The organism is Cellulomonas sp. JZ18, from assembly GCF_009720485.1.
Lineage (GTDB): Bacteria > Actinomycetota > Actinomycetes > Actinomycetales > Cellulomonadaceae > Cellulomonas.
Genome location: NZ_CP045245.1, coordinates 1 through 26500, shown reverse-complemented (window position 1 = coordinate 26500; position 26500 = coordinate 1). Strand labels below are relative to the sequence as shown.

22 protein-coding genes, 2 tRNA genes and 1 pseudogene are annotated in these 26500 nt (G+C 73.6%); 9 read left to right on the top strand and 16 right to left on the bottom strand.

From position 1 onward, the window contains the following. The 3 genes from GC089_RS00115 to GC089_RS00105 are packed head-to-tail and all read right to left on the bottom strand — an operon-like array spanning window position 1 to window position 1878. Window positions 1-162 (bottom strand): hypothetical protein, encoded by a 162-nt coding sequence (locus GC089_RS00115; RefSeq protein ID WP_155375963.1) that lies wholly within the window; start codon window positions 160-162, stop codon window positions 1-3. A 58-nt stretch (window positions 163-220) separates the two neighbouring features. Then, window positions 221-1015 carry a class E sortase gene (locus GC089_RS00110; protein ID WP_155375962.1) on the bottom strand — a complete coding sequence of 265 codons (795 nt, stop codon included), beginning with the start codon at window positions 1013-1015 and terminating at the stop codon, window positions 221-223. After that, window positions 1012-1878, bottom strand: a complete 867-nt coding sequence (locus GC089_RS00105) for a DUF881 domain-containing protein (RefSeq protein WP_155375961.1) — start codon at window positions 1876-1878, stop codon at window positions 1012-1014. Before GC089_RS00105 ends, GC089_RS00110 begins: the two co-directional genes overlap by 4 nt. A 92-nt stretch (window positions 1879-1970) precedes the next feature. Between GC089_RS00105 and GC089_RS00100 the strand changes: the two genes are divergently transcribed. Beyond that, complete coding sequence (locus tag GC089_RS00100; protein WP_155375960.1) at window positions 1971-2315, top strand: cell division protein CrgA; 345 nt, start codon at window positions 1971-1973, stop codon at window positions 2313-2315. A gap of 141 nt (window positions 2316-2456) precedes the next feature. On the opposite strand, the gene GC089_RS00095 is transcribed toward GC089_RS00100, so the two are convergent. Both GC089_RS00095 and GC089_RS00090 read right to left on the bottom strand, forming a co-directional pair. Further along, window positions 2457-3197, bottom strand: coding sequence for a rhomboid family intramembrane serine protease (locus tag GC089_RS00095; protein WP_370514039.1), 741 nt, complete (start codon window positions 3195-3197; stop codon window positions 2457-2459). 178 nt (window positions 3198-3375) lie between these two features. Further along, window positions 3376-3915, bottom strand: a complete 540-nt coding sequence (locus tag GC089_RS00090; protein ID WP_155375958.1) for a peptidylprolyl isomerase — start codon at window positions 3913-3915, stop codon at window positions 3376-3378. 148 nt (window positions 3916-4063) lie between these two features. Between GC089_RS00090 and GC089_RS00085 the strand changes: the two genes are divergently transcribed. The 8 genes from GC089_RS00085 to GC089_RS00055 all read left to right on the top strand — a co-directional run bounded on the left by GC089_RS00085 (window position 4064) and on the right by GC089_RS00055 (window position 13258). Beyond that, window positions 4064-5056, top strand: a complete 993-nt coding sequence (locus GC089_RS00085) for a hypothetical protein (protein WP_196250764.1) — start codon at window positions 4064-4066, stop codon at window positions 5054-5056. Between the two features lie 248 nt (window positions 5057-5304). Further along, on the top strand, window positions 5305-7701 hold the full coding sequence (locus GC089_RS00080; protein ID WP_155375957.1) for a glycoside hydrolase family 9 protein: 2397 nt from the start codon (window positions 5305-5307) through the stop codon (window positions 7699-7701). Between the two features lie 236 nt (window positions 7702-7937). Next, the gene (locus GC089_RS00075; protein ID WP_155375956.1) at window positions 7938-8639 is read left to right on the top strand and encodes a GNAT family N-acetyltransferase; all 702 of its coding nucleotides are present in this window, start codon (window positions 7938-7940) and stop codon (window positions 8637-8639) included. 181 nt (window positions 8640-8820) lie between these two features. Further along, window positions 8821-9747 carry a response regulator gene (locus GC089_RS19555; RefSeq protein WP_255449026.1) on the top strand — a complete coding sequence of 309 codons (927 nt, stop codon included), beginning with the start codon at window positions 8821-8823 and terminating at the stop codon, window positions 9745-9747. Further along, on the top strand, window positions 9744-10499 hold the full coding sequence (locus GC089_RS19550) for an NAD(P)/FAD-dependent oxidoreductase (RefSeq protein ID WP_255449025.1): 756 nt from the start codon (window positions 9744-9746) through the stop codon (window positions 10497-10499). Before GC089_RS19555 ends, GC089_RS19550 begins: the two co-directional genes overlap by 4 nt. Further along, window positions 10496-11962: an ATP-binding protein gene (locus GC089_RS00065; RefSeq protein ID WP_155375955.1), complete on the top strand. Its 1467-nt coding sequence runs from the start codon at window positions 10496-10498 to the stop codon at window positions 11960-11962. The genes GC089_RS19550 and GC089_RS00065 overlap by 4 nt, the downstream gene beginning before the upstream one ends. Next, window positions 11959-12306, top strand: a complete 348-nt coding sequence (locus GC089_RS00060) for a UBP-type zinc finger domain-containing protein (RefSeq protein ID WP_155375954.1) — start codon at window positions 11959-11961, stop codon at window positions 12304-12306. Before GC089_RS00065 ends, GC089_RS00060 begins: the two co-directional genes overlap by 4 nt. 55 nt (window positions 12307-12361) lie before the next feature. Further along, window positions 12362-13258, top strand: a complete 897-nt coding sequence (locus tag GC089_RS00055) for a ketopantoate reductase family protein (RefSeq protein ID WP_155375953.1) — start codon at window positions 12362-12364, stop codon at window positions 13256-13258. A 54-nt stretch (window positions 13259-13312) separates the two neighbouring features. Here GC089_RS00055 and GC089_RS00050 read toward each other — a convergent pair. The 11 genes and pseudogenes from GC089_RS00050 to dnaA all read right to left on the bottom strand — a co-directional run bounded on the left by GC089_RS00050 (window position 13313) and on the right by dnaA (window position 26500). After that, window positions 13313-13385, bottom strand: a tRNA-Ala gene (locus GC089_RS00050). Between the two features lie 48 nt (window positions 13386-13433). Continuing rightward, the gene (locus tag GC089_RS18600) at window positions 13434-13553 is read right to left on the bottom strand and encodes a DLW-39 family protein (protein WP_230684948.1); all 120 of its coding nucleotides are present in this window, start codon (window positions 13551-13553) and stop codon (window positions 13434-13436) included. 57 nt (window positions 13554-13610) lie between these two features. Beyond that, window positions 13611-13684: transfer RNA gene (locus GC089_RS00045), tRNA-Ile, on the bottom strand. A 119-nt stretch (window positions 13685-13803) separates the two neighbouring features. Next, window positions 13804-14511, bottom strand: coding sequence for a DUF3566 domain-containing protein (locus tag GC089_RS00040; RefSeq protein ID WP_230684947.1), 708 nt, complete (start codon window positions 14509-14511; stop codon window positions 13804-13806). 206 nt (window positions 14512-14717) lie between these two features. Further along, complete coding sequence (gyrA, locus tag GC089_RS00035; protein ID WP_155375951.1) at window positions 14718-17363, bottom strand: DNA gyrase subunit A; 2646 nt, start codon at window positions 17361-17363, stop codon at window positions 14718-14720. A 55-nt stretch (window positions 17364-17418) separates the two neighbouring features. Then, window positions 17419-19410, bottom strand: a complete 1992-nt coding sequence (gene gyrB / locus GC089_RS00030; protein WP_155378837.1) for a DNA topoisomerase (ATP-hydrolyzing) subunit B — start codon at window positions 19408-19410, stop codon at window positions 17419-17421. Between the two features lie 384 nt (window positions 19411-19794). Continuing rightward, entirely contained in the window at window positions 19795-20127 is a 333-nt protein-coding gene (locus tag GC089_RS18595) for a DUF721 domain-containing protein (RefSeq protein WP_230684946.1), read from the bottom strand. A gap of 296 nt (window positions 20128-20423) precedes the next feature. Continuing rightward, the gene (gene recF / locus GC089_RS00020; protein WP_155375950.1) at window positions 20424-21620 is read right to left on the bottom strand and encodes a DNA replication/repair protein RecF; all 1197 of its coding nucleotides are present in this window, start codon (window positions 21618-21620) and stop codon (window positions 20424-20426) included. 8 nt (window positions 21621-21628) lie between these two features. Beyond that, on the bottom strand, window positions 21629-22672 hold the full coding sequence (gnd, locus tag GC089_RS00015) for a phosphogluconate dehydrogenase (NAD(+)-dependent, decarboxylating) (RefSeq protein ID WP_255449070.1): 1044 nt from the start codon (window positions 22670-22672) through the stop codon (window positions 21629-21631). 28 nt (window positions 22673-22700) lie between these two features. Next, window positions 22701-23830: pseudogene (gene dnaN / locus GC089_RS00010) on the bottom strand (DNA polymerase III subunit beta). Window positions 23831-24925: 1095 nt separating this feature from the next. Then, window positions 24926-26500 (bottom strand): chromosomal replication initiator protein DnaA, encoded by a 1575-nt coding sequence (gene dnaA, locus GC089_RS00005; protein WP_155375948.1) that lies wholly within the window; start codon window positions 26498-26500, stop codon window positions 24926-24928.

Here is a 26500-nt window from a genome sequence, read left to right as displayed (position 1 = left end):
TCACTCACCCACCGTGGTCTCGTTGAAGGGCATGTACGGCGCCACGGCGGGGTACAGCCAGAGGAAGCACGCGGCGAGCACCGCCGCCGCGAGGGCCAGCGCGAGGAACGCCCGCACGGGCCACGGTCCCGGCAGGTGCCGCCACAGCCATCCGTACATCATGAGCCTCCCCGTCCCCGTCGCCCAGCCCTCGTGCGTGCCCGCACCGCCCGGCCCGCGGTCACGCGGTTCCCAGCAGCTCGGCCGGCGTCCCGCTCGACGCGGGCGCCCAGTAGTCCAGCACGCCGTAGACGACGTACCGCTCGCGCGCGGAGAACATCGGGTGGCACGTGGTCAGCGTGATCGACCGCTCCGTCGGCTCGACGCCCGGCTGGTTCGGGGCGGGCGCGATGACGCGCACGTCCTTGGGCAGCACGACCTCGGTGCCGGTGGCGCGGTAGACGTACCAGGTGTCGGCGGTGCGCACGACGATCGGGTCGCCGACCTGGATCTCCTCGATCCGGTTGAACGGCTTGCCGAAGGTCACCCGGTGCCCCGCGAGGGCGAAGTTGCCGACACCGCCCGGCATGGCGGTGCCCGGGTAGTGCCCGACGCCGAGCACGTCCAGCACGGTGGGGCGGTCGACGCCCTGGCTGATCGGTCGCTCCGGCTCCCCCACCCAGCGAGGCACCTGGATCGTCGCGAACGTCTCGGCGTGCCCCGGCTCGGCGATCGGCGCGGGCGGCTCGTCGCGCCGCGGCTCGGCGACGAGCGGACCGGTGTCCGCCGGCGCCGGCGCCGGCTCGACGAAGTCGAGCTCGCGCACGATCTCCGCCTGCGCGCGGTCGCCCTCGACGTCCGTCCACCACAGCTGCCACACGAGGAACCCGAGCAGGAGGACGCCGACCGTGATGAGCAGCTCGCCGATCACCCCCACGAGGCCGTACGCGAACGACCGCGCACGCCGCGGCGCCGGTGCGCCCGCGCGGGCGGCGCGGCGCGTGACCGGCCGTTCGGTGGTCGGGTGGGTCGTCACGTGCCCTCCTCGGTACGGGTCGTCGCCTCGTCGGGACCGTCCTCGTCCGGGGCGGGGAAGGCGTCGGGACGTGCCGGCAGCCCGGGCAGCACCTCGACGTCGGCCGGCACGCGTGCCGAGGCCAGCTCCGTGGCGCCCGAGTAGGCGGGCAGCTCGAGCCGGTCCTGCTCGCTGACCTCCCAGCCCAGCCCGACCTCCACGGAGTGCCGCTGGTACCCGCGCACCGCCGGCGAGTCGTCGAGGCCGGCGCGCAGCTCGTCCGGGTCCCCGATGGCGCGCACGACGTACGGCGGGGAGTACACGCGTCCGTGCAGGCGCAGCACGTTGCCCACGCACCAGAACGCGCTCGTGGAGATCACCCGCTGGTCCATGAGCGCCATCGCCTCCGCACCGCCCGCCCACAGCGCGTTCATCACGGCCTGCAGGTCCTGCTGGTGCACGACGAGGACGTCGCCGTTCACGGACCCGTTCTGCACGTCGGCGGGCGCGTCGTCGAGCACGACCGTCAGGCCGGGGCCGACGACGGGCACGGACCCGCCCGCGACGAGGTGGGCGGGGGCCGGGGTCGGCACGCCGTACCCGGACAGGGCGTTCTGCTCGGCGGCGAGCCGCTCGACGTCCGCCCGCAGCGCGTCGACCTCGGCGGACATGCGCTCGACGTTCTCGGCCTGCTGGCGGGAGAGCTCACCGAGGTCCTGCGCGTGGCGCTCCGGGCCCGCGTCGGCGGTGCGCGCGCTCACCGTGAACAGCAGCCCGGACAGGGCGAGGACGGCACCGACGGCCGCAGCGCCGCGTCGAGCCCGACGGCGGCGCGCGACGGCCGGCGCGAGCTCGCCGGGTCCCCGGTGCGCCCGCTGGCTCACGCCTGCTCCTTCCGCCGGTCGGCCGGCACGCACGTCGACCGGAGCGCACGGCGTCCTGGTCGACGGCACTAGGCTAGGTCACGATCGGCGCCGTGCCGACACCGGCGCACGCCTGTGACCCGGACGGCTGCCCCGGACGGACGGACGGCGGCCGCCGCCCACGGTCGCAGACAGGAGCTCACCGACGTGCCCGAGTCGAAGTCGCGCAAGAAGGCGTCGTTCACGCCTCCCCCGGCAAGGCGTCCACCCCCGCCCCGCTCCCCCGCTGGTTCCTCCCCCTGGCGCTGGGCCTGATGATCCTCGGCCTCGTGTGGCTGGTCACGACGTACCTGTCGCCCGGTGCCCGCTACCCGGTCCCCGGCATCGGCCAGTGGAACCTGGCGATCGGCTTCGGGATCATCGTGGTCGGCTTCGGGATGCTCACGCGCTGGCGGTGACGCACCGGTCCGTCCACAGGTTCGAGTCCTGATCGAGGGTTCGGTACACAGGCGGTGCACAGACCTGTGGATAACTACACGGGTGTAATTCCACAGCTGTGAGCAACGCTGGGGACCGGGCCGAGCGGCCCGGATCCTGCGTCACGGGCCGCCGAGGAGGCTCCTGCTGCCGAGCCACAGGAGCGCACCCGACGTCGCCACCACGAGGAGGACGACGACGGCGAGGGGCGCGACCACGGCGACGAGCCGACGACGCGCCACCGGGGCCCAGGCGTAGGCGGCGCCCAGCGCGAGCCCGACCAGCAGTCCGCCGAGGTGCGCCTGCCAGGACACCCCGGGCAGGACGAACCCGAGCACGCCGTTGAGCACGATGATCCCGAGGATCCCGCGTGCGTCCCGCCCGAGACGGCGGAGCACGAGCAGCACGGCGCCGAACAGCCCGAAGACGGCGCCCGACGCGCCGACCGTCCCGCCCCACCACGCCGACGGGTACGGCACGGGCGAGTAGGAGGGCACCGCGAGCACGAACGTGGCGACGGCGCCGCCGACGGCGCTCAGCAGGTAGAGCGTGACGAACCGCGCGCGGCCGAGGGTCGACTCGAGGTACGGGCCGATCATCCACAGCGCCACCATGTTGAACGCCAGGTGCAGCGGCAGGCCCTGCGCGTGCAGGAAGGCGGACGTGACCGCGCGCCACGGCTCGTCGAGCGCGTTCGACGGGCTGAACACCCAGAGGCGGGTCCACCCGGGCAGGACCAGCTGCAGCACGTAGCTGACGACGCACAGCCCGATGATCGTCAGCGTGACGACCGGGCGGCCCTGGCGCAGGGGGGCGCCGAGCGCGGTCCGTGCGACCGGTGCGGAGCGCGCGGCCTCCGCCACGCAGTCGACGCAGTGCACGCCGACGGCGGCGGGGCGCTGGCACTCGGGGCAGGCCGGGCGGCCGCAGCGCTGGCAGCGGACGTAGGACGGGCGGTCCGGGTGCCGGGGGCAGACCGGGGGCTGCTGCTCGGCCGGCGGCCCCGCAGGGGGACCGCCGGCCGGGGGGAGCGTGCTGATCTCAGTCCTCCACGGAGATCGACGTGATCGTCACGTCCTGCACGGGGCGGTCGCCGGGGCGCGTCGGGGTGGTGGCGATGGCGTCCACGACCTGGCGGCTCGCGTCGTCGGCCACCTTGCCGAAGATCGTGTGCTTGCCGTTGAGCCACGTCGTCGCCGCGACGGAGATGAAGAACTGCGAGCCGTTCGTGCCGCCGACCTTGCCCGTCACCGGGTCCATCCGCTTGCCCGCGTTCGCCATGGCGAGCAGGTAGGGCTCGGAGAACGTGAGCTCGGGGTGGATCTCGTCGTCGAACTGGTAGCCCGGGCCGCCCCGGCCCGAGCCGAGCGGGTCGCCGCCCTGGATCATGAAGCCGGGGATGACGCGGTGGAAGATGACGTCCTTGTACAGGGGGTCCGTGCGGGGCTTGCCGGTGGCGGGGTCCGACCACTCGATGGTGCCCTTCGACAGCCCGACGAAGTTCTCGACGGTGCGGGGCGCGTGGTTCTCGAAGAGCTCGACCCGGATGTCACCGGCGGTCGTGTGGATGGTCGCGAACATCTGCCCAGTGTTCCACGTGGCACCGACGCCGCACGGGCGTGCCGTGCGCACCCCGTGACGACCGCGTGAACAGGGGGCGGACCAGGCACGACGGTGGCAGAGTGAGGTGCCACAGCCCACCGTCGTCGAGACCAGTCCGGGAGTGGACATGACCCATCGTCCGAAGATCGACGTGGACAGCGAGCGTCTGAAGCTGCAGGCCGCCGGCCTGGGCGCGACGCTCGTGGACGCCGCCGGCGTCGCGAGGCTCGGCGCACTGGACGCCGCCGCGAAGGCGTCGGGCGCGGCGGGCCACGCGAAGGAGTGGACGACCCCCAAGATCGAGGCGCTCGCCGAGTGGCTGACGCCGCGCGTCGAGCACCTGTACCGCGAGAGCCTCAAGGCCACGGCGCCGCAGGTGGAGAAGGCCGCGCTGAAGGCCACGCCGGCGATCGACACCGCTCACGAGAAGCTCGTCAGCGAGCTGATCCCGAAGGTCGTGGCCGCCGTGAACGAGGCCGCGGTCCGCGCGGGCGCGCAGGTGGAGGCCGCGACGACGGCGGCCGCCGTCGCCACCGGCAAGCAGTCGAAGAAGGCGGCGAAGGCCGCCAAGGCCGCCGCGGCGCTCGCCGCGAAGGAGGCCGCCAAGGCCGAGAAGAAGGGCTCCGCGGGCAAGCGGTTCTTCCTCGTGGCGCTGCTGCTCGGTGGTGGCGCCGCCGCCTTCGCGTGGCTGCGCTCGCGCTCGACGACGGACCCGTGGGCGGAGCCGTGGGAGCCCGGCGACTCGACGACCGCCGAGTCGCTGCGGACCCGCGCCCAGGCGGCCGGCGGGGACGCGGCCGACGCCGTGGGCGAGGCCGCCGGCTCGGCCGTCGCCAAGGGCCGCGAGGCGACCAAGAAGGCGGCCGAGCGGGTCTCGGCCGTGACCGACGACCTGTCGGAGAAGGTCCAGGAGGCGCGCGGGGCCGCCGGCGAGACGGCGCGCAAGGTCACCCGCCGGTCGCCGTCGAAGACGCCGGACCAGACCAAGCCGACCGAGGGCCTGCAGACCGACGTCCCGGCGACGACCGAGGGCCTGCCGGCCGAGACCGCGACGAACGGCGCCGCACCCGACCCCGTCGAGGCCCGCCCCGAGGACGAGCGCGGCACGTCCGGCTCCTGACGCCGCAGCACGCCGGCGCACCGGCCCCGGTCCGCACGGACCGGGGCCGGTGCGCGTCCGGGGAGGACCACCCGCCGGCGAGGGCGAGGGGCAGGGTGCTGAAACGGTTCGCGCGTTGACGGCCCGTCGTGCCCGTCCGGCACGATCGCAGCGGCCCCCGCCCCCCGACGACGACGTCGCCGCCGGCCCGGGCCGGTGGGAGCGCTCCACCAGCGCGCTCCGGTCCTCGTCCGAAGGGGGTACGTCCCATGGCCCGTCAGGCACGCGCCACGCGCCCGTGGTGGGCGACCGCCGCCGCCCTGGCCCTCGCCGCCGGCGCGGTCACCGTGCCGCTGTCGGCCGCGAGCGCGGCACCCGCGTACAACTACGCGGAGGCGCTGCAGAAGTCGATGTTCTTCTACCAGGCGCAGCGCTCGGGCGACCTGCCGGAGGACTTCCCGGTCTCGTGGCGCGGCGACTCGGGCCTGCGCGACGGCGCGGACGTGGGGGAGGACCTGACCGGCGGGTGGTACGACGCCGGGGACCACGTGAAGTTCGGCCTGCCCATGGCGTTCACCGCCACGATGCTCGCGTGGGGCGCGATCGAGAGCCCGGAGGGGTACCGCAAGGCCGGGCAGCTCGACGAGCTCAAGGACAACCTGCGCTGGGTCAACGACTACTTCGTCAAGGCGCACACGGCCCCGAACGAGCTGTACGTGCAGGTCGGCAAGGGCGACGACGACCACAAGTGGTGGGGCCCGGCCGAGGTGATGACGATGGCCCGGCCGGCGTACAGGATCACCGCGTCCTGCCCGGGCTCGGACGTCGCCGCCGAGACCGCGGCCGCGATGGCCTCCGCCTCGGTGCTGTTCGCCGAGGACGACCCCGCCTACGCGCGCACGCTCGTCTCGCACGCGAAGCAGCTCTACTCCTTCGCCGACACGTACCGGGGCAACTACTCCGACTGCGTCACCGACGCGCAGTCGTTCTACCGCTCGTGGTCCGGCTACCAGGACGAGCTCGTCTGGGGCGCGTACTGGCTGTACGAGGCGACGGGCGACGCGTCCTACCTGGCGAAGGCGGAGGCGGAGTACGACAAGCTCGGCACCGAGAACCAGACGACGACGAAGAAGTACAAGTGGACGGTCGCCTGGGACGACAAGTCGTTCGGCGCGTACGCCCTGCTGGCGATGGAGACGGGGAAGCAGAAGTACGTCGACGACGCGAACCGCTGGCTGGACTACTGGACGGTCGGCGTGAACGGCCAGAAGGTGCCGTACTCGCCGGGCGGCATGGCCGTGCTCGACTCGTGGGGCGCGCTGCGGTACGCCGCGAACACGTCGTTCGTGGCGCTCGTGTACTCGGACTGGATCACCGACGCGACGCGCAAGGCGCGGTACCACGACTTCGGCGTCCGGCAGATCCACTACGCGCTCGGCGACAACCCGCGCAGGTCGTCCTACGTGGTCGGGTTCGGCGCGAACCCGCCGCAGAACCCGCACCACCGCACCGCGCACGGCTCGTGGCTGGACTCGCTCACGCAGCCGGCCGAGACGCGGCACGTGCTCTACGGCGCCCTCGTCGGCGGGCCCGGCTCGCCGAACGACGCGTACACCGACAGCCGGTCCGACTACGTGGCGAACGAGGTCGCGACCGACTACAACGCCGGCTTCACGAGCGCGCTCGCGCGCCTCACCGAGGAGTACGGCGGCACCCCGCTGGCGTCGTTCCCGCGCCCCGAGACGCCCGACCAGGACGAGCTGTTCGTCGAGGCGCGGCTCAACCAGCCGGCCGGTGGCACGTTCACCGAGGTGAAGGCGGTCATCCGGAACCGGTCCGCCTTCCCGGCGCGGTCGCTGCGCGACGCGTCGGTCCGGTACTGGTTCACGCTCGACGGGTCCGACCCGGCGTCGGGGTTGACCGTCTCCACCAACTACAGCGAGTGCGGCACGCAGACGAACGCGGTGAAGCACGCCGGCGGGGACCTGTACTACGCCGAGCTGCGGTGCGCGGGCCAGGACATCCACCCGGGCGGGCAGTCGCAGCACCGCCGCGAGATCCAGTTCCGGGTCAGCGGGGGAGCGGCGTGGGACGCGACGGACGACCCGTCGTCGGCGGGCCTCGTCGCGACCGGCGACCCCGTGAAGACCCGTGCGATCACGCTGTACGAGGCCGGCCGTCTGGTCTGGGGCACCGAGCCCGACGGGACGTCGACCCCGACCCCCACGCCGACGGTGACGCCCACCGCGACCCCCACCGCCACCGCCACGGCCACCCCCACCGCGACCGCGACCGCGACGCCGACCGTTACCGCCACCCCGACGCCCACGCAGACGTCGAGCCCGACGCCGACCGGGTGCGCCGTGCGGTACTCCGCGAACGGGTGGAGCACCGGCTTCACGGCGACCGTGCGGCTGACGAACACCGGCACCGCACCCCTGACGTGGTCGCTCGCGTTCGACCTGACCGCCGGGCAGCGGCTGCAGCAGGGCTGGAGCGCGACGTGGAGCCAGAGCGGGACGCGCGTGACCGCCACCGGCGCCGCGTGGAACACGACACTCGCCCCCGGGGCGTCCGTGGAGCTCGGGTTCAACGGGTCGCACACCGGCCAGAACCCGGCCCCGACGGCGTTCACGGTCAACGGGACGGCCTGCACCACGGGATGACGCCGAGGGGACCACAGACGGGTCCCGGCCCGGCTCGACCACGAGTCGCCGGGTCGGGGCCGGACCACCACCACCCGCGGCGCCGCCCGTGAGCGCCGCGGAGGTGCGTGGGTCCGACGCGGGGGCGGTCGGACGCACGGCGAGGGCGCCGCACGCACGTGCGGCGCCCTCGTGGCGTCCCGGCGCACCGTCCATATCGGTTGACCGCGCGGGGCCGGGGCCGGGAGCCTGCCCGCGTGACCGCACCCGAGCAGGAACCCGCGCAGGACGCCCCCGCAGCCCTCACCGACGTCGAGATCTGGCCCCTCCTCGGCCTGCGCGTGCGCAGCGGTGACCTCGAGCTGCGCGCGCCGGACGACCGGATGCTGCTCGACCTCGCGCGCATGGCAGCCCGTGGCGTGCACCCGCCGGACTACATGCCGTTCCTCGTCCCGTGGACCCGCGGCACGCCCGTGCAGGTCGCGCGCAGCGTCCTGACCTACCAGTGGGGCCTGCGCCAGCGCACGACGCCCGCGGACTGGGCGATCGAGCTCGCCGTGCTGCGTGACGGCGAGGTCGTCGGCACGCAGGGCGTGTACGCCAAGGACTTCGCGATCACGCGCACCGCGGAGACCGGCTCGTGGCTCGGTCTCGAGCACCACCACCAGGGCATCGGCACGCGGATGCGGCTGCTGGTCCTGCACCTGCTGTTCGAGGGTCTCGGCGCGCAGCACGCCACCACGTCGGCGTTCGTCGACAACCCGGGCTCGTCGGGCGTCACCCGCAAGATCGGCTACCGGCCCAACGGCGTCGCGCACCAGGTCCGCGAGGGCGGCCCCGTCGAGAGCCGGCTCTACATCCTGGACCGCGCGGACTGGGACGCCCGGCGCGACGAGCTGCGGCTGGACGTGGAGACGGAGGGCGTGGAGGGCCTGCGCGAGCAGCTCGGGCTGACCTGACCCGCCCGGGTCCGGGACCGGCCGTCACGAGCGGTCGGGCGCGTGGACGTCCGCCGGGGCGTGCGGTGACCGCGGCGGCGGCGCCTGCGAAGGGCTGTGCGGTGAGGGGCTGTGCGGCGAGGCCTGCCGGGCGCAGACTGTGCGTGCGCCGCCGACGCACCCTCCGAGACCGGGAGGCCCCGTGCCCGCCGAGAACCCCACCGCCCCGCGTCCCGCCCTGCTCACCGTCGACGACGACCCGGCCGTCTCGCGCGCCGTGGCCCGTGACCTGCGCCGGCGCTACGGCGACCGGTACCGCGTGCTGCGCGCGGAGTCCGGGGGCGAGGCCCTCGCCGCGTGCCGCGAGCTGAAGCTGCGCGGCGAGCAGGTGGCCGTGCTCCTGGCGGACCAGCGGATGCCGGGCATGAGCGGCATCGACTTCCTCGAGGAGGCGATGGACCTCTTCCCGGTCGCCCGCCGCGTGCTGCTGACCGCGTACGCGGACACCGCGGCCGCGATCGACGCCGTGAACGTCGTGGACCTCGACCACTACCTGCTCAAGCCGTGGGACCCGCCGGAGGAGAAGCTCTACCCGGTGCTCGACGCGCAGCTCGACGCGTGGCACGCTGCGGCGCCGCCGCCCGTGCCGGGCCCCAAGGTCGTCGGCCACCGCTGGTCGGCGCGGTCGTCACAGGTCCGCGAGTTCCTCGCGCGCAACCAGGTGCCGTACCGCTGGTACGCGGTCGAGTCCGCCGAGGGGCGGCGGATCCTCGAGGCGGCGGGCGTCGACGGCGAGCACCTGCCGGTGGTCGTGACGGGGGAGGGCGACGTGCTCGTCGCGCCCGACGACGCGACGCTGGCCGCCCGGGTCGGGCTGGCCGTGCGTCCGGCGTCGGACTTCTACGACCTCGTCGTCGTCGGGGCCGGCCCCGCAGGGCTGAGCGCGGCCCTGTACGGGGCGTCGGAGGGGCTGCGGACCGCGCTCGTCGAGCGGACGGCGACCGGTGGGCAGGCGGGGCAGAGCGCGCGCATCGAGAACTACCTCGGCTTCCCCGACGGGGTCTCGGGGCACAGCTCACCGAGCGGGCGCGGCGCCAGGCGCAGCGGTTCGGCGCGGAGATCGTCATGACGCACGACGCCGTGGGCCTGGAGGTGCACGGGTCGGCCCGGGCGCTGCGGTTCGCCGACGGCAGCACGATCGCGACGCACGCGGTCGTGCTCGCCAACGGCGTCGCGTACCGCGAGCTCGAGGGGCCCGGCCTGGCCGCGCTCGTCGGCCGCGGCGTCTACTACGGCTCGGCGCTGACGGAGGCGCCCGCGTGCCGCGACCAGGACGTGCACGTCGTGGGCGGCGCGAACTCCGCGGGGCAGGCCGCGCTGTTCCTCGCCCGGGAGGCACGCTCCGTCACGCTGCTGGTGCGCGGCGACGGGCTCGGCGCGTCGATGTCGCACTACCTGGTGGAGCAGATCGAGGCGCACCCGCGCATCACGGTGCGCACCCGCACGACCGTCGTCGAGGGCGTCGGCGACGAGCACCTGGAGGGGCTCGTGCTGCGGGACGTCGCGACGGGGGAGAAGACCTCGGTGCCCGCGGCCTTCCTGTTCGTCTTCATCGGTGCCGCACCGTTCACGGACTGGCTCGACGGCACGGTGGACCGGGACCAGCGGGGGTTCGTGCGCACGGGCCACGACCTGCTCGTCGACGGCCGCCCGCCGGGCGGGTGGCCCCTGGACCGTCCGCCGTACCACCTGGAGACGAGCGTGCCCGGGGTGTTCGCGGCGGGGGACGTGCGGGCGGAGTCCGCCAAGCGCGTCGCGTCGGCCGTGGGCGAGGGCGCGATGGCCGTCATGCTGGTGCACCGGTACCTGGGGGAGCGGTGAGCGCCGCGGCGGGGCGTCCCGCGGACGCGGAGCCGTGCGACGTCGCGGAGCTGCGGACCCTGTTCCTGTTCGAGCGGCTCGACGACGACCAGCTGGCGTGGCTGTGCACGCACGGGCACGTGGAGCGGCGCGAGCCCGGCCCGCTGTACACCGAGGGCGAGCCGGCGGCGTGGTTCTACGTCCTGCTCGACGGTGCCGTGGCGCTGGACCGGCGCGTCGGCGCGGACGACGTGGAGATCTCCCGGACCTCCCAGCGCGGCGTCTACGGCGGCGCCTGGGCGGCGTACCTGGGCGACCGCGCGCCGCAGACGTACACGCAGACGATGCGGGTGCTCGCGCCGTCCCGCTTCTACGCGCTGCCCGCGGCGGACTTCAGCCGCCTCATGACCGAGTGGTTCCCCATGGCGGTGCACCTGCTCGAGGGCCTGTTCATGGGTCAGCGCGACACCCAGCTCGCGGTCAACCAGCGGGAGCGGCTGCTCGCCCTCGGTGCGCTCTCCGCCGGGCTCACGCACGAGCTCAACAACCCCGCGGCGGCCGCCGGCCGGGCCACCTCGGCGCTGCGCGAGCGCGTCGCCGGCATGCGGCACAAGCTGGGGCTCATCGCGTCCGGCCCGTACGACGCGACGACGCTCGCGACGCTCGTGGACCTGCAGGAGCAGGCCGTGGAGTCGCTCGCGAAGAGCCGCGCCCCCGGTGCGCCCCCGCCGCCGACGGCGCTCGAGCGGGCCGATGCCGAGGACGCGCTCGCCGCCTGGCTGGACGCGCACGGCGTCGCGGCGTCGTGGGACCTCGCGCCGACGTTCGTCACGGCCGGGCTCGACGCCGACTGGCTCGACGCGGTCGCCGCGACCGTCGCGCCCTCGGTGCTGGAGGGCGCCGTGCGCTGGCTGGCGTACGCGCTGGAGACCGAGCAGCTCATGAACGACGTCGAGGACGCGTCGAGCCGCATCTCGGCGCTGGTGGGGGCCGCGAAGCAGTACTCGCAGATCGGCCGCGCGCCCGACCGCGACCTCGACGTGCACGAGCTGCTCGACGCGACGCTGACGATGCTGGACAGGCGTCTCACGGGCCTGACCGTCGTCCGCCGGTACGACCGGACCCTGCCGCCCGTGCACGCCTACGGGGCCGAGCTGAACCAGGTGTGGACGAACCTCGTGGAGAACGCCGCGCAGGCGATGGACGGCACGGGGACGCTCACCGTCACCACGCGGCGCGTCGACGACTGGCTCGAGGTCGAGGTCGCGGACATTGGCCCGGGCATCCCGCCGGACGTCGTGGGCCGCGTCTTCGAGCCGTTCTTCACGACGAAGCCTGTCGGCTCCGGCACGGGCCTCGGCCTCGACATCGCGTGGCGGATCGTCGTCGGCAAGCACCACGGCGACCTCACCGTGCGGTCCGTCCCCGGCGACACCCGGTTCCTCGTCCGGCTCCCCTACTCCACGGAGGTGCGTGCGTCATGACCGAGGCAGCGATCGACCCGACCGTCCCGCCCAGCGGCACCGGCTGCGTCGAGTGCGACGCCGACGGCGGCTGGTGGGTGCACCTGCGCCGGTGCGCCGCGTGCGGGCACGTCGGCTGCTGCGACACGTCGCCGGCCCAGCACGCGACCGCCCACTGGCGGGCGACCGGGCACCCCGTGGTCCGCTCCTTCGAACCCGGCGAGCACTGGTTCTGGGACTACGCCGCCGAGGACTACGCGCGCGGCCCGGAGCTCGCACCTCCGCAGAGCCGGCCGGAGGACCAGCCCGTGCCGGGGCCGGCGGGGCGCGTGCCCGCCGACTGGCGGGACCACATCCACGCGTGAGCCCTCCGGCCGCTACGGTCGCCGTGACCGTGCACCCGTCCGGAGGGACACCGCCGTGGACGCCACGCCTCCCGCCCGCGCGACCGTCGCCGTCCTCGGGCCCGGAGGGATCGGCGGCCTCGTCGCGGCCCTCGTGGCGCGGGCGGGGCACCGCGTGGTGGTGCTCGCCGGTGACGCGACGGTCGACGTCCTGCGGCGCGACGGCCTGCACCTGACCAGCGCCGCGCTCGGGGACGCCCACGTGAGCGTCGAGGCGGACACCGAGCTGCGCGAGCCCGCCGACGTCTGCGTCGTGACGGTGAAGCAGGGCGCTCTGCCCGACGCGCTGCGCCGCGTCGACGCGGACGCCGTGCGGGGGACGGTCGTGCCGCTGCTCAACGGGGTGGAGCACATGACGGCGCTGCGGGAGCACTTCCCGGCCGAGACCGTCGTCGCGGGCGTGATCCGTGCGGAGTCGACGCGCGTGGCGCCCGGGCGCGTCGTGCACGGCAGCCCGTTCGCCGACGTCGACCTGGCGAGCCGGACGGCGTCCCCCGACCGGCTGGAGGCGGTGCGCGCGGTCCTCGCCGACGCCGGCCTCGGGGTGCGGGTCCGGGACGACGAGGACGCCGTGCTGTGGGGCAAGCTCGCCGTCCTCGCGCCGTTCGCGCTCCTGACGACCCGCTACGCGGCGCCGATCGGGGAGGTGCGCACGCGGCACCGCGACGAGCTCGTCGCACTCGTGCGCGAGGTCGCCGCCGTGTCGGTCGCGTCCGGCGGACCCGACACGACGCAGAGCGCGCTCACGTTCTACGACGCCTTCCCCGCCGGCTCCCGCTCGTCGATGCAGCGCGACGCGGAGGCGGGCCGACCGCTGGAGCTCGACGCCGTCGGTGGCGCGGTGGTACGTGCGGCGCGGCGCAGCGGCCTCGCCGTGCCGGTCACGCAGGAGCTGGTGCGCGCGCTGTCGTGAGCGCGTCCACACGCGACGCCCCCGACCCGCAGGTCGAGGGCGTCGTCTCGGGGGTGGAGCCAAGGGGACTCGAACCCCTAACCCCCTGCTTGCAAAGCAGGTGCGCTACCAATTGCGCCATGGCCCCGGGTGCGGCGTGCGCCGCCGGTGCGTGCTCCGCGAGGGAGCGGGTCGGTCACTCGAAGGTGTCGGTGACCTCGGCCCACAGGTCGCGCTCGTCGCGGTCCTGCGAGTACTTCTGCCACGCGACGTAGCCGACGGCCGCGAGGCCGGCGAGCAGCAGCAGCTTCTTCATCGGTTCCCCCGTCTCGGGTGGTGCCGGTGGGCGCGACCCGAGCGGGTCCGTCGTGAGTGGGCCTAACAGGACTTGAACCTGTGACCTCTTCCTTATCAGGGAAGCGCTCTAACCGTCTGAGCTATAGGCCCGTTCGCGCACACCCGTCCGCGCTCGCGAGGAGCGACCCGGGGGTGCGACGGTCGAGACTACCCCAGCCGCGGCGCCGATCCCAAACCGGCGCCGCCCGCCCGGGGCGTCCCGCCCCACGTCACTCGTCGGTCATGGTCACGTGCACGCCGCCCACGAGCGCCGCCACGAGGTTGTAGAGGAACGCACCGATCGTCGCGAGCGCCGTCAGCAGGAAGACGTCGATCACCGCGACGAGCGTCGCGGCGGAGATCGTCTTCTGGAACGACACGTAGTCGGCGACCTGGATCGGGCTGTCCGGGCCCACCACGGTCCGCACGAGGCTGTCGATCTGCGCGAAGACCTGGAGCCCGTCGAGCGTGAACCACAGCACCGCCGCGGCCACGACGACCATGATGCCGATCGCCACGGACAGCAGGAACGCCAGCTTCATGACCGACCACGGGTCCACCCGGGAGACCGACAGCCGCACGCGTCGCGGCCCGCCGACCGACGGGATTCGCCCGGTGGACGGCCGCGGCGCGGCACCCTCCGTCGCGCGCGGCGCACCGGCCGCGGTGGCCGTCGCGGTGCTCGCGGCGGCGGGGGTCACGGGTGCGTCCGTGCTGGTCATCTCGGTGTCCTCGCTCCGGGGGCGGGTCAGCTGGGAGTACGCCTGCGACAGCCGGGCGCTCGTCGCACCTGCCGCCTTCTTGAGCCACACGGTCGTCGTGTCGACGGCCGTGACGAGCGGGGACGGCTCGGCCGAGTCGTCCGTGGGCACGTCCTGCGGCGGCGTGCCGGTGCGGTCGGCGACCGGCGCGCCGGCGTCGTCCGTGCGTGCGGGCACCGTGGACCCCGTGCTGCGGCCCGCCGACGCGGGTCGCGTGGAGGTGCGCACGGTGGTGGACCTCGCGGCCGCCGCGGCGTCTGCCCCGGGACCCTCCGCCACGGGCCCCCGGTCGGTGGTCGTGGCACCGCTCGGGGGACCCGGCCCGCGCCGCCCGTCACGGGCGGTGCCGGCTTCTTGCGCGGGGGATCGAGGGGGCGTGTCCGTCATGCGTCCTCCGCGGGTCGGTCACCGCTGTCCGGCTCCGCCCCGGAGGGCGCGGCCTGACCGGGCGCGGTGGGCTCCGGGGCCGCCGGTGCGGGTTCCGTGCCGTCGCCGCCGGACCCGTCGGTGCTCTCGCCGTTCGGGGCCACGGTACCCGCATCGTCCGCGAGGTGTCGCTCGGTGTTGCGCGCGACCGCGATGATCCGGTCGCCCGCGTCCGGCTTGGCGAAGATGACGCCCTGCGTCGTGCGGCCCGTCGCGTTCACCTCGGCCGTCGAGGACCGGACGATCTTGCCGCGCTCCATGATGACGAGAACCTCGTCGTCGGCGTCCGTGACCAGCGCACCGACCAGGTCGCCGTTGGCCTCCGGCAGGTTCGCGACCTTGATGCCGAGCCCGCCGCGGCCCTGCTGACGGTAGTTCTCCACCGTGAGCGCGGTCCGCTTGGCGATGCCGCCCTGGGTGACGGTGAACAGGTACGCGTCCTCGCGCACGACGTCCATGGCGAGCAGGTCGTCGTCGCCGCGGAACTTCATGCCCGTCACGCCGCTCGTGGCACGGCCCATCGGGCGCAGCGCCTCGTCGGAGGCGGTGAAGCGCACCGACTGCCCGTGGCGCGACACGAGGATGACGTCCTGGTCGGAGTTCACCAGGCGCGCCGACACCAGCTCGTCCGGCCGCCCCTCCTCGTCCTCGCGCAGGTTGATCGCGATGACGCCGCCGGAGCGGTTGGAGTCGTACTCGCCCAGGCGCGTCTTCTTCACCAGCCCGCGGCGGGTGGCGAGCACCAGGTGCTCGGCCTGCTCGTAGTCGCGCAGGTCCAGCACCTGGGCGATCCGCTCGCCGGGCTGGAACGCCAGCATGTTCGCGACGTGCTGGCCCTTGGCGTCACGGCCGCCCTCGGGCAGCTCGTACGCCTTCGCGCGGTACACGCGGCCGAGGTTCGTGAAGAACAGCAGCCAGTGGTGCGTCGTCGTGACGAAGAAGTGGTCGACGATGTCGTCCTCGCGCAGCTGCGCGCCGCGCACGCCCTTGCCGCCGCGACGCTGCGCCCGGTACGCGTCGACGCGCGTGCGCTTGGCGTAGCCGCCGCGCGTGATCGTGACGACCACGTCCTCCTCGGCGATCAGGTCCTCGACGCTCACCTCGCCGTCGAACGGCAGGATGTGCGTGCGGCGCTCGTCGCCGTGCTTGTCGACGATCGTGGCGAGCTCCTCGCTCACGATCTGCCGCTGCCGTGCCGGCGACCCGAGGATCGCGTTGAGCTCGACGATGCGGGCCTCGAGCTCGGCGTGCCGCTGCAGGATCTCCTGGCGCTGCAGCGCGGCCAGCCGGCGCAGCTGCAGGTTGAGGATCGCCTGCGCCTGCTGCTCGTCGATCTCGAGCAGCTCCATGAGGCCCGTGCGCGCGGTGTCGGCGTCCGGCGAGCGACGGATCAGCGCGATGACCTCGTCGAGCGCGTCGAGCGCCTTGAGGTAGCCGCGGTAGATGTGGATCTCCTCCTCCGCACGGCGGAGGCGGAAGCGGGTGCGGCGCTGGATGACGTCGATCTGGTGCGCGGTCCAGTGCCGCACGAACGCGTCGATGCTCAGCGTGCGCGGCACGCCGTCGACGAGCGCGAGCATGTTCGCACCGAACGTGTCCTGCAGCTGGGTGTGCTTGTACAGGTTGTTGAGGACGACCTTCGCGACGGCGTCGCGCTTGAGCACGATGACCAGGCGCTGGCCCGCGCGGCCGGACGTCTCGTCCCGGATGTCGGCGATGCCCTGCACCTTGTTGTCGCGGACGAGGTCCGCGATCTTCTTCGCGAGCGTGTCCGGGTTGACCTGGTACGGCAGCTCCGTGACGACGAGGCACTGCCGGTTCTGGATCTCCTCGACCTCGACGACGGCACGCATGGTGATCGACCCGCGGCCTGTGCGGTACGCATCGTCGATGCCGCGGCGCCCGAGGATCGTCGCGCCGGTCGGGAAGTCCGGGCCCTTGATGCGCTGCAGCAGCGCCTCGAGGAGCTCCTCCTTCGACGCGTCCGGGTTGTCGAGGTGCCACTGCACACCCGCCGCGACCTCGCGCAGGTTGTGCGGCGGGATGTTCGTGGCCATGCCCACCGCGATGCCGGCCGAGCCGTTGACCAGCAGGTTCGGGAAGCGCGACGGCAGGACGACGGGCTCCTGCGTGTGCCCGTCGTAGTTGTCCTGGAAGTCGACGGCGTCCTCGTCGATGTCCCGGACCATCTCCATGGCCAGCGGAGCCATCTTGCACTCGGTGTACCGCGGCGCGGCGGCCGGGTCGTCCCCGGGGGAGCCGAAGTTGCCCTGGCCCGACACGAGCGGGTAGCGCATCGACCAGTCCTGCACCAGGCGGACCAGCGCGTCGTAGATGGGCGCGTCGCCGTGCGGGTGGTACTTGCCCATGACGTCGCCGACGACGCGGCTGCACTTGGAGAACTGCCGGTCGGGCCGGTACCCGCCGTCGTACATCGCGTACAGCACGCGGCGGTGCACCGGCTTCAGGCCGTCGCGGACGTCGGGCAGGGCGCGGCCGACGATCACGGCCATCGCGTAGTCCAGGTACGACCGCTGCATCTCGAGCTGCAGGTCGACCTGGTCGATGCGGCCGTGCTCGATCTCGCCGGGAATCTCGCTCACGTGCGGGTCACTCCAGTGTCGCGGGGGTCAGGGGGCGCGGTGGTGCGGGTCGCGCCTAGATGTCGAGGAAGCGCACGTCCTTGGCGTTGCGCTGGATGAACGCGCGTCGGGCCTCGACGTCCTCACCCATGAGCACCGAGAAGATCTCGTCCGCGGCCGCGGCCTCGTCGAGCGTGACCTGCAGCAGGGTGCGGTGCTCGGGCGACATGGTCGTCTCCCAGAGCTCGGAGTAGTCCATCTCGCCGAGACCCTTGTAGCGCTGCACGCCGTTCTCCTTCGGCAGGCGCTTGCCGTTGGCGCGCCCGTCGGCGATCACGGCGTCCCGCTCGCGGTCGGAGAACACGTAGTCGTGCGGGGAGTTCGACCACTTGATGCGGTACAGCGGCGGCTGCGCCATGTAGACGTGGCCGGCGGTGATGAGCTCGGGCATGTACCGGAACAGCAGGGTCAGCAGCAGCGTGCGGATGTGCTGGCCGTCGACGTCGGCGTCGGCCATGAGCACGATCTTGTGGTACCGCAGCTTCGCGAGGTCGAAGTCCTCCCCGATGCCGGTGCCGAACGCCGTGATGAGCGCCTGCACCTCCTGGTTGCCCAGGGCACGGTCGAGGCGCGCGCGCTCGACGTTCAGGATCTTGCCGCGGATCGGCATGATCGCCTGCGTGCGCGGGTTGCGACCGCGGACCGCCGAACCGCCGGCGGAGTCGCCCTCGACGATGAACACCTCGCACTCGGCGGCGTTGTTCGACTGGCAGTCGCGCAGCTTGCCGGGCATCGAGTTCGACTCGAGCAGGCCCTTGCGGCGGGTGGCCTCGCGCGCCTTGCGGGCCGCCATGCGGGCGGTCGCGGCCTGGATCGCCTTGCGGATGACGTCCCGCGCCTCGGTCGGGTGCGAGTCCAGCCAGTCCCCGAGCCGCTCGTTGACGACGCGCTGCACGAAGGTCTTCGCCTCGGTGTTGCCGAGCTTCGTCTTCGTCTGGCCCTCGAACTGCGGCTCGCCGAGCTTGATGGAGATGACGGCCGTCAGGCCCTCGCGGATGTCGTCACCCGTGAGGTTCTCGTCCTTCTCCTTGAGGATGTTCTTGTCCTTGGCGTACCGGTTGATCAGCGACGTCATCGCCGCCCGGAAGCCCTCCTCGTGCGTACCGCCCTCGGTCGTCGAGATCGTGTTCGCGAACGTGTGCACCGACTCGCTGTAGGCGCTCGTCCACTGCAGCGCGATGTCGACGGAGATGCGGCGCTCGGCGTCCTCGGCGGTGATCTCGATGACGTCCGGGTGCACGAGCTCGACCTTCTTGGCCGAGTTCAGGTGCGTCACGTAGTCGACGAGGCCGCCGTCGTACTTGTAGGTCACGCTGCGGCCCTGCGGCGCCTCGGCGGTGCCGTCGACCGTCTCGCCCGCGTCGGCGGTGCCGGGGTCCGTGACCTCGTCCTCGGTGCCCGTGTGCTGCGGCCGCTCGTCGGTGAGCGTGATGCGCAGGCCCTTGTTGAGGAACGCCGTCTGCTGGAAGCGCGAGCGCAGCGTCTCGAAGTCGTAGTCGACCGTCTCGAAGATCGTGGGGTCGGCCCAGAACGTCTGGCTGGTGCCGGTCGCCTCCGTCGGCTCGCCGCGCCGGATCGGGCCCACGGGACGGCCGCCGTCCTCGAAGTCCATCTCCCACGCGTACCCGTCACGCCGCACGCGCGACTCGACCCGCTTGGACAGCGCGTTGACGACGGAGATGCCCACGCCGTGCAGACCGCCGGAGACCGCGTACCCGCTGCCCCCGAACTTGCCGCCGGCGTGCAGGATCGTCATGACGACCTCGAGCGTCGGCTTGCCCTCCGTGGGGTGGATCGCCACGGGGATGCCGCGGCCGTTGTCGGTGACGCGCACGCCGCCGTCCGCCAGCAGCGTCACCTCGATCGTGTCGCAGTACCCGGCCAGCGCCTCGTCGACCGAGTTGTCGACGACCTCGTAGACGAGGTGGTGCAGGCCGCGCGCGCCGGTGGAGCCGATGTACATGCCGGGACGCTTGCGGACCGCCTCGAGGCCCTCGAGGACGGTGATCGCGCTCGCGTCGTACGACCCGCCGGAGGGGGTGCTGCCGGTGCGGGTGCGGGGGACGTGCTGGTGGCGTCGTCGCCGTGGTCCGAGTGGGTGTCGCGAGGGATGCTCTGGTCGGCCACGGGCGGCGGGTCTCCTCGAGAGGTCTGCGCGCGTGATGCGCGTCGAGAGCGTCTGCGAGCGGCCGGGAGACCGGATCACCCCGCGCGGGCGACGTTCGCCGCGCAGGAGGGCACACAGGCGCCCGCAATGACCTTTCCATTCTACCTGCTGGACGCCCCGGAACGGGGAGGCACGTAGGCCACCCGTGGAACCGGTCCCGCGGACGGCGGCTGTGGGCGGCTCGGCACCGTGGCGTGCGGCCCTCCCGTGCGCCCCGGGCGCGGGTCAGCCCCAGGTGTCGCGCGGTCCCCGCCCCTGCACGCGCTTCGGCCCGCGCCCGAACCCGTGCCCCACCGGACCGAGCACGTCGACCTGCACGACGACGCCGGGACCGAGCGCCTCGTCGAACCGCGCGAGCATCGCCGGCGCGAGCAGGCGCAGGTTCGCCGCCCACGCGGTCGACGACGCACGCACCGTGAGCAGGCCGGCCTCGAACGACTCGTACGTGCAGTGCTCCGCGACCTGCGGGCCGACGATCCGGGCCCAGCGGTGCACCAGGTCGCCGACGACGAGCCCCGGCTCCCAGCCCAGGTCGCGCGCGAGCAGACCCGCGGACACGGCCAGGGGCTGCGGGTCGCGCGGCCCGGGCGCGGCACCGCTCGACGCCACCGTGCCGCGGGGGCCTGGCCGGGGCGCAGGCCGCGCGCGCGGGCGGCCGCCTTGGCGCGCGCGAGAGCGGTGCGGGCGACCTGCTCGGGCGGGGTCAGCGCGACGAGCTCGGAGACGGGGACGCCGTCCGGCACCACCGTGGGCGGGGGAGGAGCGCGTCGTCGTCACCGCGGCCGGCGTCCGGACCGGCGTCCGGGCCGGCGTCACGGCGCGCGTCCCGGCCGGCGCCGCGGCGGGCGCCGGCGTCAGAGGACACGGGACACCTCGCCGCCCATGACGTCCACGCGCGCACCGGTCAGCGGCTCGGGCACGTCCTCGGGGACCGCCGCGGTCACGAGCACCTGACGGGCCGGCGCGACGAGCTCCGCGAGGCGGTCGCGACGCCGGGCGTCGAGCTCGGCGAAGACGTCGTCGAGGATGAGCACCGGCTCGCCGTCCGGGCCCCAGTCGGCCGCCCAGCCGCCCGCGTCGTCGAACCCGTGCGTCAGGAGGGTCCACGACGCCAGCCGCAGGGCGAGCGCGACGGACCACGACTCGCCGTGGCTCGCGTACCCCTTGGCGGGCAGGTCGCCGAGCGTGAGGACGAGGTCGTCGCGGTGCGGCCCGACGAGGCTCACCCCGCGGTCGATCTCCTTCGACCGCAGCCGCGCCATCGCCTGGAGCAGCCGCTCCTCGACGGTCGCGGCGGGCACCGCGTCCGACGTCCCGCCCGGGTCGACGTCGTCGCCCAGAGCCGCGTCCACGGACGACCGGTACGCGATCTCGAGCTCCCCCTGACCCGAGCTGACCTGCCGGTACGCGTCCGCGGTGCGCGGACGCAGCGCCGCGACGAGCGCCTGGCGCGCCACGACGACCTGCGCACCCGTCTGCGCGAGCTTGGCGTCCCAGACGTCGAGCGTGCGCAGGTCCGCCCCCGCTCGCGAGCGGACGGCGGCCGCCGCCGACTTCAGCAGGGCGGAGCGCTGGCGCACCACGCGCTCGTAGTCGCCGAGCACGCCCGCGATGCGCGGGGTGAGCTGCACGAGCAGCTCGTCGAGGAAGCGCCGCCGCCCGTCCGGGTCGCCCTTGACGAGCGCGAGGTCCTCGGGGGCGAACAGCACGGTCCGCAGGATCCCGAGCACGTCGCGCGCGCGGCCGGGGGAGCCCCCGTTGACGCGGGCACGGTTCGCGCGCCCGGGCGTCACCTCGATCTCGACCAGCGTCGGACGCTCCTCGCGGACCACCTTGGCGCGCACGACGGCCCGGCTCGCCCCCGCCCGGACGAGCGCGGCGTCGCTCGGCACGCGGTGGCTGCCGAGCGTCGCGACGTAGCCGACGGCCTCGACGAGGTTCGTCTTGCCCTGCCCGTTCGGTCCGACGAGCGCGGTGATGCCCGGCTCGAGCGGCAGCTCGACCTGCGGGTACGACCGGAAGTCGGTGAGGGACAGGTGCGCGACGTACACGGGCGGCCTCAGCCCTCCGAGGTCGGTGGCGTCGCCGGCGCGACGCTCTCGCCGCCCGCGGCACGCACGGCGTGGCCGCCGAACTGCTGACGCAGGGCCGCGACGGCCTTCATCGCCGGCGACTCGCCCTGACGGGACGCGAAGCGGGCGAACAGCGAGGCGGCGATGACGGGCGCCGGGACCGCGAGGTCGATCGCCTCGTCGACGGTCCAGCGGCCCTCGCCCGAGTCCTCGACCCAGTCGTCGATGGCGGCGAAGCCGGGGTCCTCGTCGAGCGCCTGGACGAGGAGGTCGAGCAGCCACGAACGCACGACGGTGCCCTTGCGCCACGCCCGCATCGTGCCGCCGACGTTCGTCACGAGGTCCTTGGCGGCGAGCAGCTCGTAGCCCTCGGCGTAGGCCTGCATGAGCCCGTACTCGACGCCGTTGTGCACCATCTTGGCGAAGTGGCCCGCACCGACCGGACCGACGTGCACGAAGCCGTCGGCACGCTCGCCCTCGGGGCGCAGCGCGTCGAAGACCGGCATGGCGCGCTCGACGTCCTCGGGGGCGCCGCCCACCATGAGGCCGTAGCCGTTCTCCAGCCCCCACACGCCGCCGGAGACGCCGGCGTCGACGAAGCGGATGCCCTTCGCGCCGAGCAGCTCCGCGTGGCCGGCGTCGTCCTGGTAGTACGAGTTGCCGCCGTCGATGACGAGGTCACCCTCGGCGAGGACGTCCGCGAGGTCGCAGATCACCGCGTCGGTGATCTTCCCGGCGGGCACCATGACCCACACGATCCGCTGCCCCGCCGGCAGCGCCTGCGCGAGCTCCTCGAGCGAGCCGACGTCCGAGACGTCGGGGTTGCGGTCGTAGCCGACGACCTCGATCCCCGCGCCGCGGATGCGCTCGCGCATGTTGGCGCCCATCTTGCCCAGGCCGACCAGCCCGATCTGCATGCCTCGTCCTTCCTGCGGCGGTCCTCCGCCGAGCCTGTCGTGCCGTCGCCACGCCCCGTGCGGACGCGCGTCGCCGCCGTCGTCGTGACGGCCGTCCCGGTCACTGTGCCCCAGGTCGCGCGTCCCCGCGCGGGCGGTGGGGTCAGCTCGCGAACCGGATCGGGACCAGGAGGTAGCGGTAGTCCTTGACGTCGTCGCCGTCCAGCGACTCCTGCCCCGTGAACTCCACCGGCTTGTTGGGGTGGGTGAACGACATGCGGACGAACGTCGTGTCGAGGGCGCCGAGGCCGTCGAGCAGGAACTGCGGGTTGAACGCGACCGTGATGTCGTCGCCGACGAGGACGGCCTCGAGGGCCTCCGACGCCTGCGCGTCGTCGCCCTGCCCGGCGTCGAGCACCACCTGTCCGTCGCTGAACCCGAGCCGGATCGGGGTGTTCCGCTCGGCGACGAGGGCGACGCGCTTGGCGGCGTCCATGAGCGCCTGGCGCTGGACGATCGCGTGGATCGGGGTCTCGTCGGGGAACAGCCGGCGCACCGCGGGGTAGTCCCCGTCGACGAGCAGGCTCGTGGTCTGCCGACCGCCGGCCTCGAAGCCGATGAGGTCGACACCGCCGCCCGTGGAGAGCGCGACCGAGACGGAGCCGGCGCTGCCGAGGGACTTCGCGGCGTCCGAGAGCGTCCGGGCGCGCACGAGGGCGACCGCGGACATGTCCGGGGTCGCCGGCTTCCACGTCAGGTCCCGCAGCGCGAGGCGGTAGCGGTCGGTCGCGAGGAGGGTGACCTTCTCGCCCTCGATCTCCACGCGGACGCCCGTGAGGAGCGGCAGCGTGTCGTCCCGGCTCGCGGCGACCGAGACCTGGGCGACGGCGTGCGTGAGCTCGTCACCGTCCACGGTGCCGGTGACGGGCGGCATGACGGGCAGCGAGGGGTAGTCCTCGACCGGCATCGTCAGCAGGGTGAACCGGCTCGCACCGCAGGTGACCTGCACCTTCGTTCCCTCGAGGACGACGTCGACCGGCTTGGCCGGCAGCGCGCGGGAGATCTCGGCGAGGAGGCGACCGGAGACGAGGACGGTACCGGGCTCGGAGACGTCCGCCGGGAGCTGGGCCCGCGCGGACACCTCGTAGTCGAAGCTCGAGAGCTGGATGGTGCCGGTGCTGTCCGCCTCGATGCGCACGCCCGCGAGCACGGGACGGGCGGTCGGGTCGGCAGGCTGCGCGCGGTCCACGTGACGGCGTCGGCCAGCACGTCGCGATCGACCCGGAACCTCATGCGTCACCTTCTCGTCATCGACCCGTGGAGGCTCACGCCCGGAGTCGCCGGACGGGCGCACACCGAGCGGCCGGCGCGTGCCGGCTGAGCACTGCCGAACACTACGCGACGCCTCCGACGCCCGGCACGTGTCCGGCGGCACGCCGCCCGGTCGCCGCCGCACCGCACCCCCACGGCGGTGTGTGGATCCCTCACGCAGAGAAGTGTCGTCATCGTCATCGGGGGTGTGCATCGTGTGGACGACGGCCGTCCGTGCAGGTCACGCCGCGGATCCGGGTGTGCGGCGCGGTGTGACGACGCGCCGGGCTGCCTGTGCACGCCGGTGGACCGCCGCGGGTCCGTGCACGGGCGTCCACGGACGGCGCAGGACCGGTCCACAGCAACGATCCGGGTCGTCCACCGTCATCCACAGATGTGTACACAGGTGTGAACAATCGTCCTACGGCTTCGTCCGGGACCGGTGGACGACGCACTCGGCGCTTCGTCCGGTTTTGGTATGAGAGGAGTCTCATCGACCGTCGGGTGAACGGACGGCGACGTGCCGTGGTGGACGCGGAGCGTCATCGCAGGTCAGCGTGCACGTGGACGGTTCGCACGGCGGCGCGTCACGAGCCGTCCTGGAGCACGCGAACCGGTCGCGCTGCTTGTCCCCAGCCGTGTGCAAACCTGTGGACAACTGAGGCCTCACGGTGGAGGACGCGGTGGACGCCGGGTCGGTACCGGGAGCGGTGCGGGACGAGGTGTGACGGCGACCACAGTGCGTAGTACCTGGTGCGGACAGGGGAGCGGGTGGCCGGGTGGGGGGCGCTCCGACGGGGGAGAGGCGTTCCACGGCGGTCGTCACGGTGGCGGACTGTCCGTGGCTGGGCACCGTGGGCCGGCGTCGACGCAGGTCCACGGGCTCTCGGGAGCCCCTGGGGGCCGGCGAGGCACGCGGCACGGGGCACCCGGACGCGGAGGTGCAGCGGTGGTGGGCTCGCACGGCGCGCAGGGCCGCGCGTGCGGGGGAGGGCGACGTGGGTCGATCCTGCCCGGCACCCGCCGCGGCGGTGGACGGGGGCGTCCTGACGCCGGTGCGGCCGCGCCCGGCGGGCGTCAGCCCCGGTGCTGCTGCTTGATGCGGTTCGTCAGCTCCGTGACCTGGTTGTAGATCGAGCGGCGCTCCGCCATGAGCTCGCGGATCTTGCGGTTCGCGTGCATGACGGTCGTGTGGTCGCGTCCGCCGAACGCCTGCCCGATCTTCGGCAGCGACAGGTCGGTGAGCTCCCGGCACAGGTACATCGCGATCTGCCGGGCCGTCACGAGCACGCGCGAGCGGCTGGAACCGCACAGGTCCTCGATGGAGAGCCCGAAGTACGCGGCCGTCTGGCCGATCACCGTCGTCGCGGTGATCTCCTGCGTCTGGTCGTCGGTGATCAGGTCCTTGAGGACGATCTCCGCGAGCGAGACGTCGACGAGCTGCCGGTTGAGGTTCGCGAACGCCGTGACACGGATCAGCGCGCCCTCGAGCTCGCGGATGTTCGTGGAGATCTTCGACGCGATGTACTCCAGGACGTCGTCCGGGGCCTGCAGGCGCTCGCTGGCCGCCTTCTTGCGCAGGATCGCGATCCGCGTCTCGAGGTCCGGCGGCTGCACGTCCGTGATGAGGCCCCACTCGAACCGCGACCGCATCCGGTCCTCGAAGCCGTTCAGCTGCTTGGGCGGGACGTCCGAGGTGATGACGACCTGCTTGTTGGCGTTGTGCAGGGTGTTGAACGTGTGGAAGAACTCCTCCATCGTCTGTTCCTTGCCCTGCAGGAACTGGATGTCGTCGATGAGCAGGACGTCCACCTCGCGGTAGCGGCGCTGGAACGCGCCGGCCTTGCCCTCGCCGATGGAGTTGATGAAGTCGTTCGTGAACTCCTCCGAGTTCACGTACCGCACGCGGACCGCCGGGTAGAGGTTCTGCGCGTAGTGGCCGATCGCGTGCAGCAGGTGCGTCTTGCCCAGCCCCGAGTCGCCGTAGATGAACAGCGGGTTGTAGGCCTTGGCCGGAGCCTCGGCGACCGCGACGGCGGCCGCGTGCGCGAAGCGGTTGGACGAGCCGATGACGAACGTCTCGAACAGGTACTTGGGGTTGAGCCGTGCCGGCTCGGACAGCCCGCGCCGCGCGGGGCGCACGTCCTCGGCGAGCGCGCCGTCCACGGCCCGCAGCGACGGGCGCCCGTCCGCGCGGTCGTCGTCGGTCGCGTCAGGGCGGCCCACCGGGTCCGCCGGCGACCTGTCGTCCCGGGAGAACGCGCCGAAGCCGTGCGACGAGACGAGCGCGAGGTCGGGCCGGTGCTCGTCGTCGCGCCCGAAGCGGTCGTCCGCGGCGGGCGTCGGGGCGGGCGGCACCACGCGCAGCGACGGCGGGACGTCGTCCGCGACGTCCGGGTCCACCGTGATCGCGAAGCGCGCCTCGCGACCGAGCGCCTCCGAGAGCGCGGACGTGACCTCGCCGCGCACGCGCGTCTCGAGGTACTCCTTCGTCAGGTCGTTGCCGACCGCGAGGAGCATCGTCCCGTCGAGCAGCCCCAGCGGGTGGGCGAGGCGGACGAACGCCAGCTGCCGCGGGGTGATGTCGGGGCTCGCCTCGAGGGTCGCCACGACGTGCCCCCAGACGCGGGCCGGTTCTTCGTCCTGTGACAC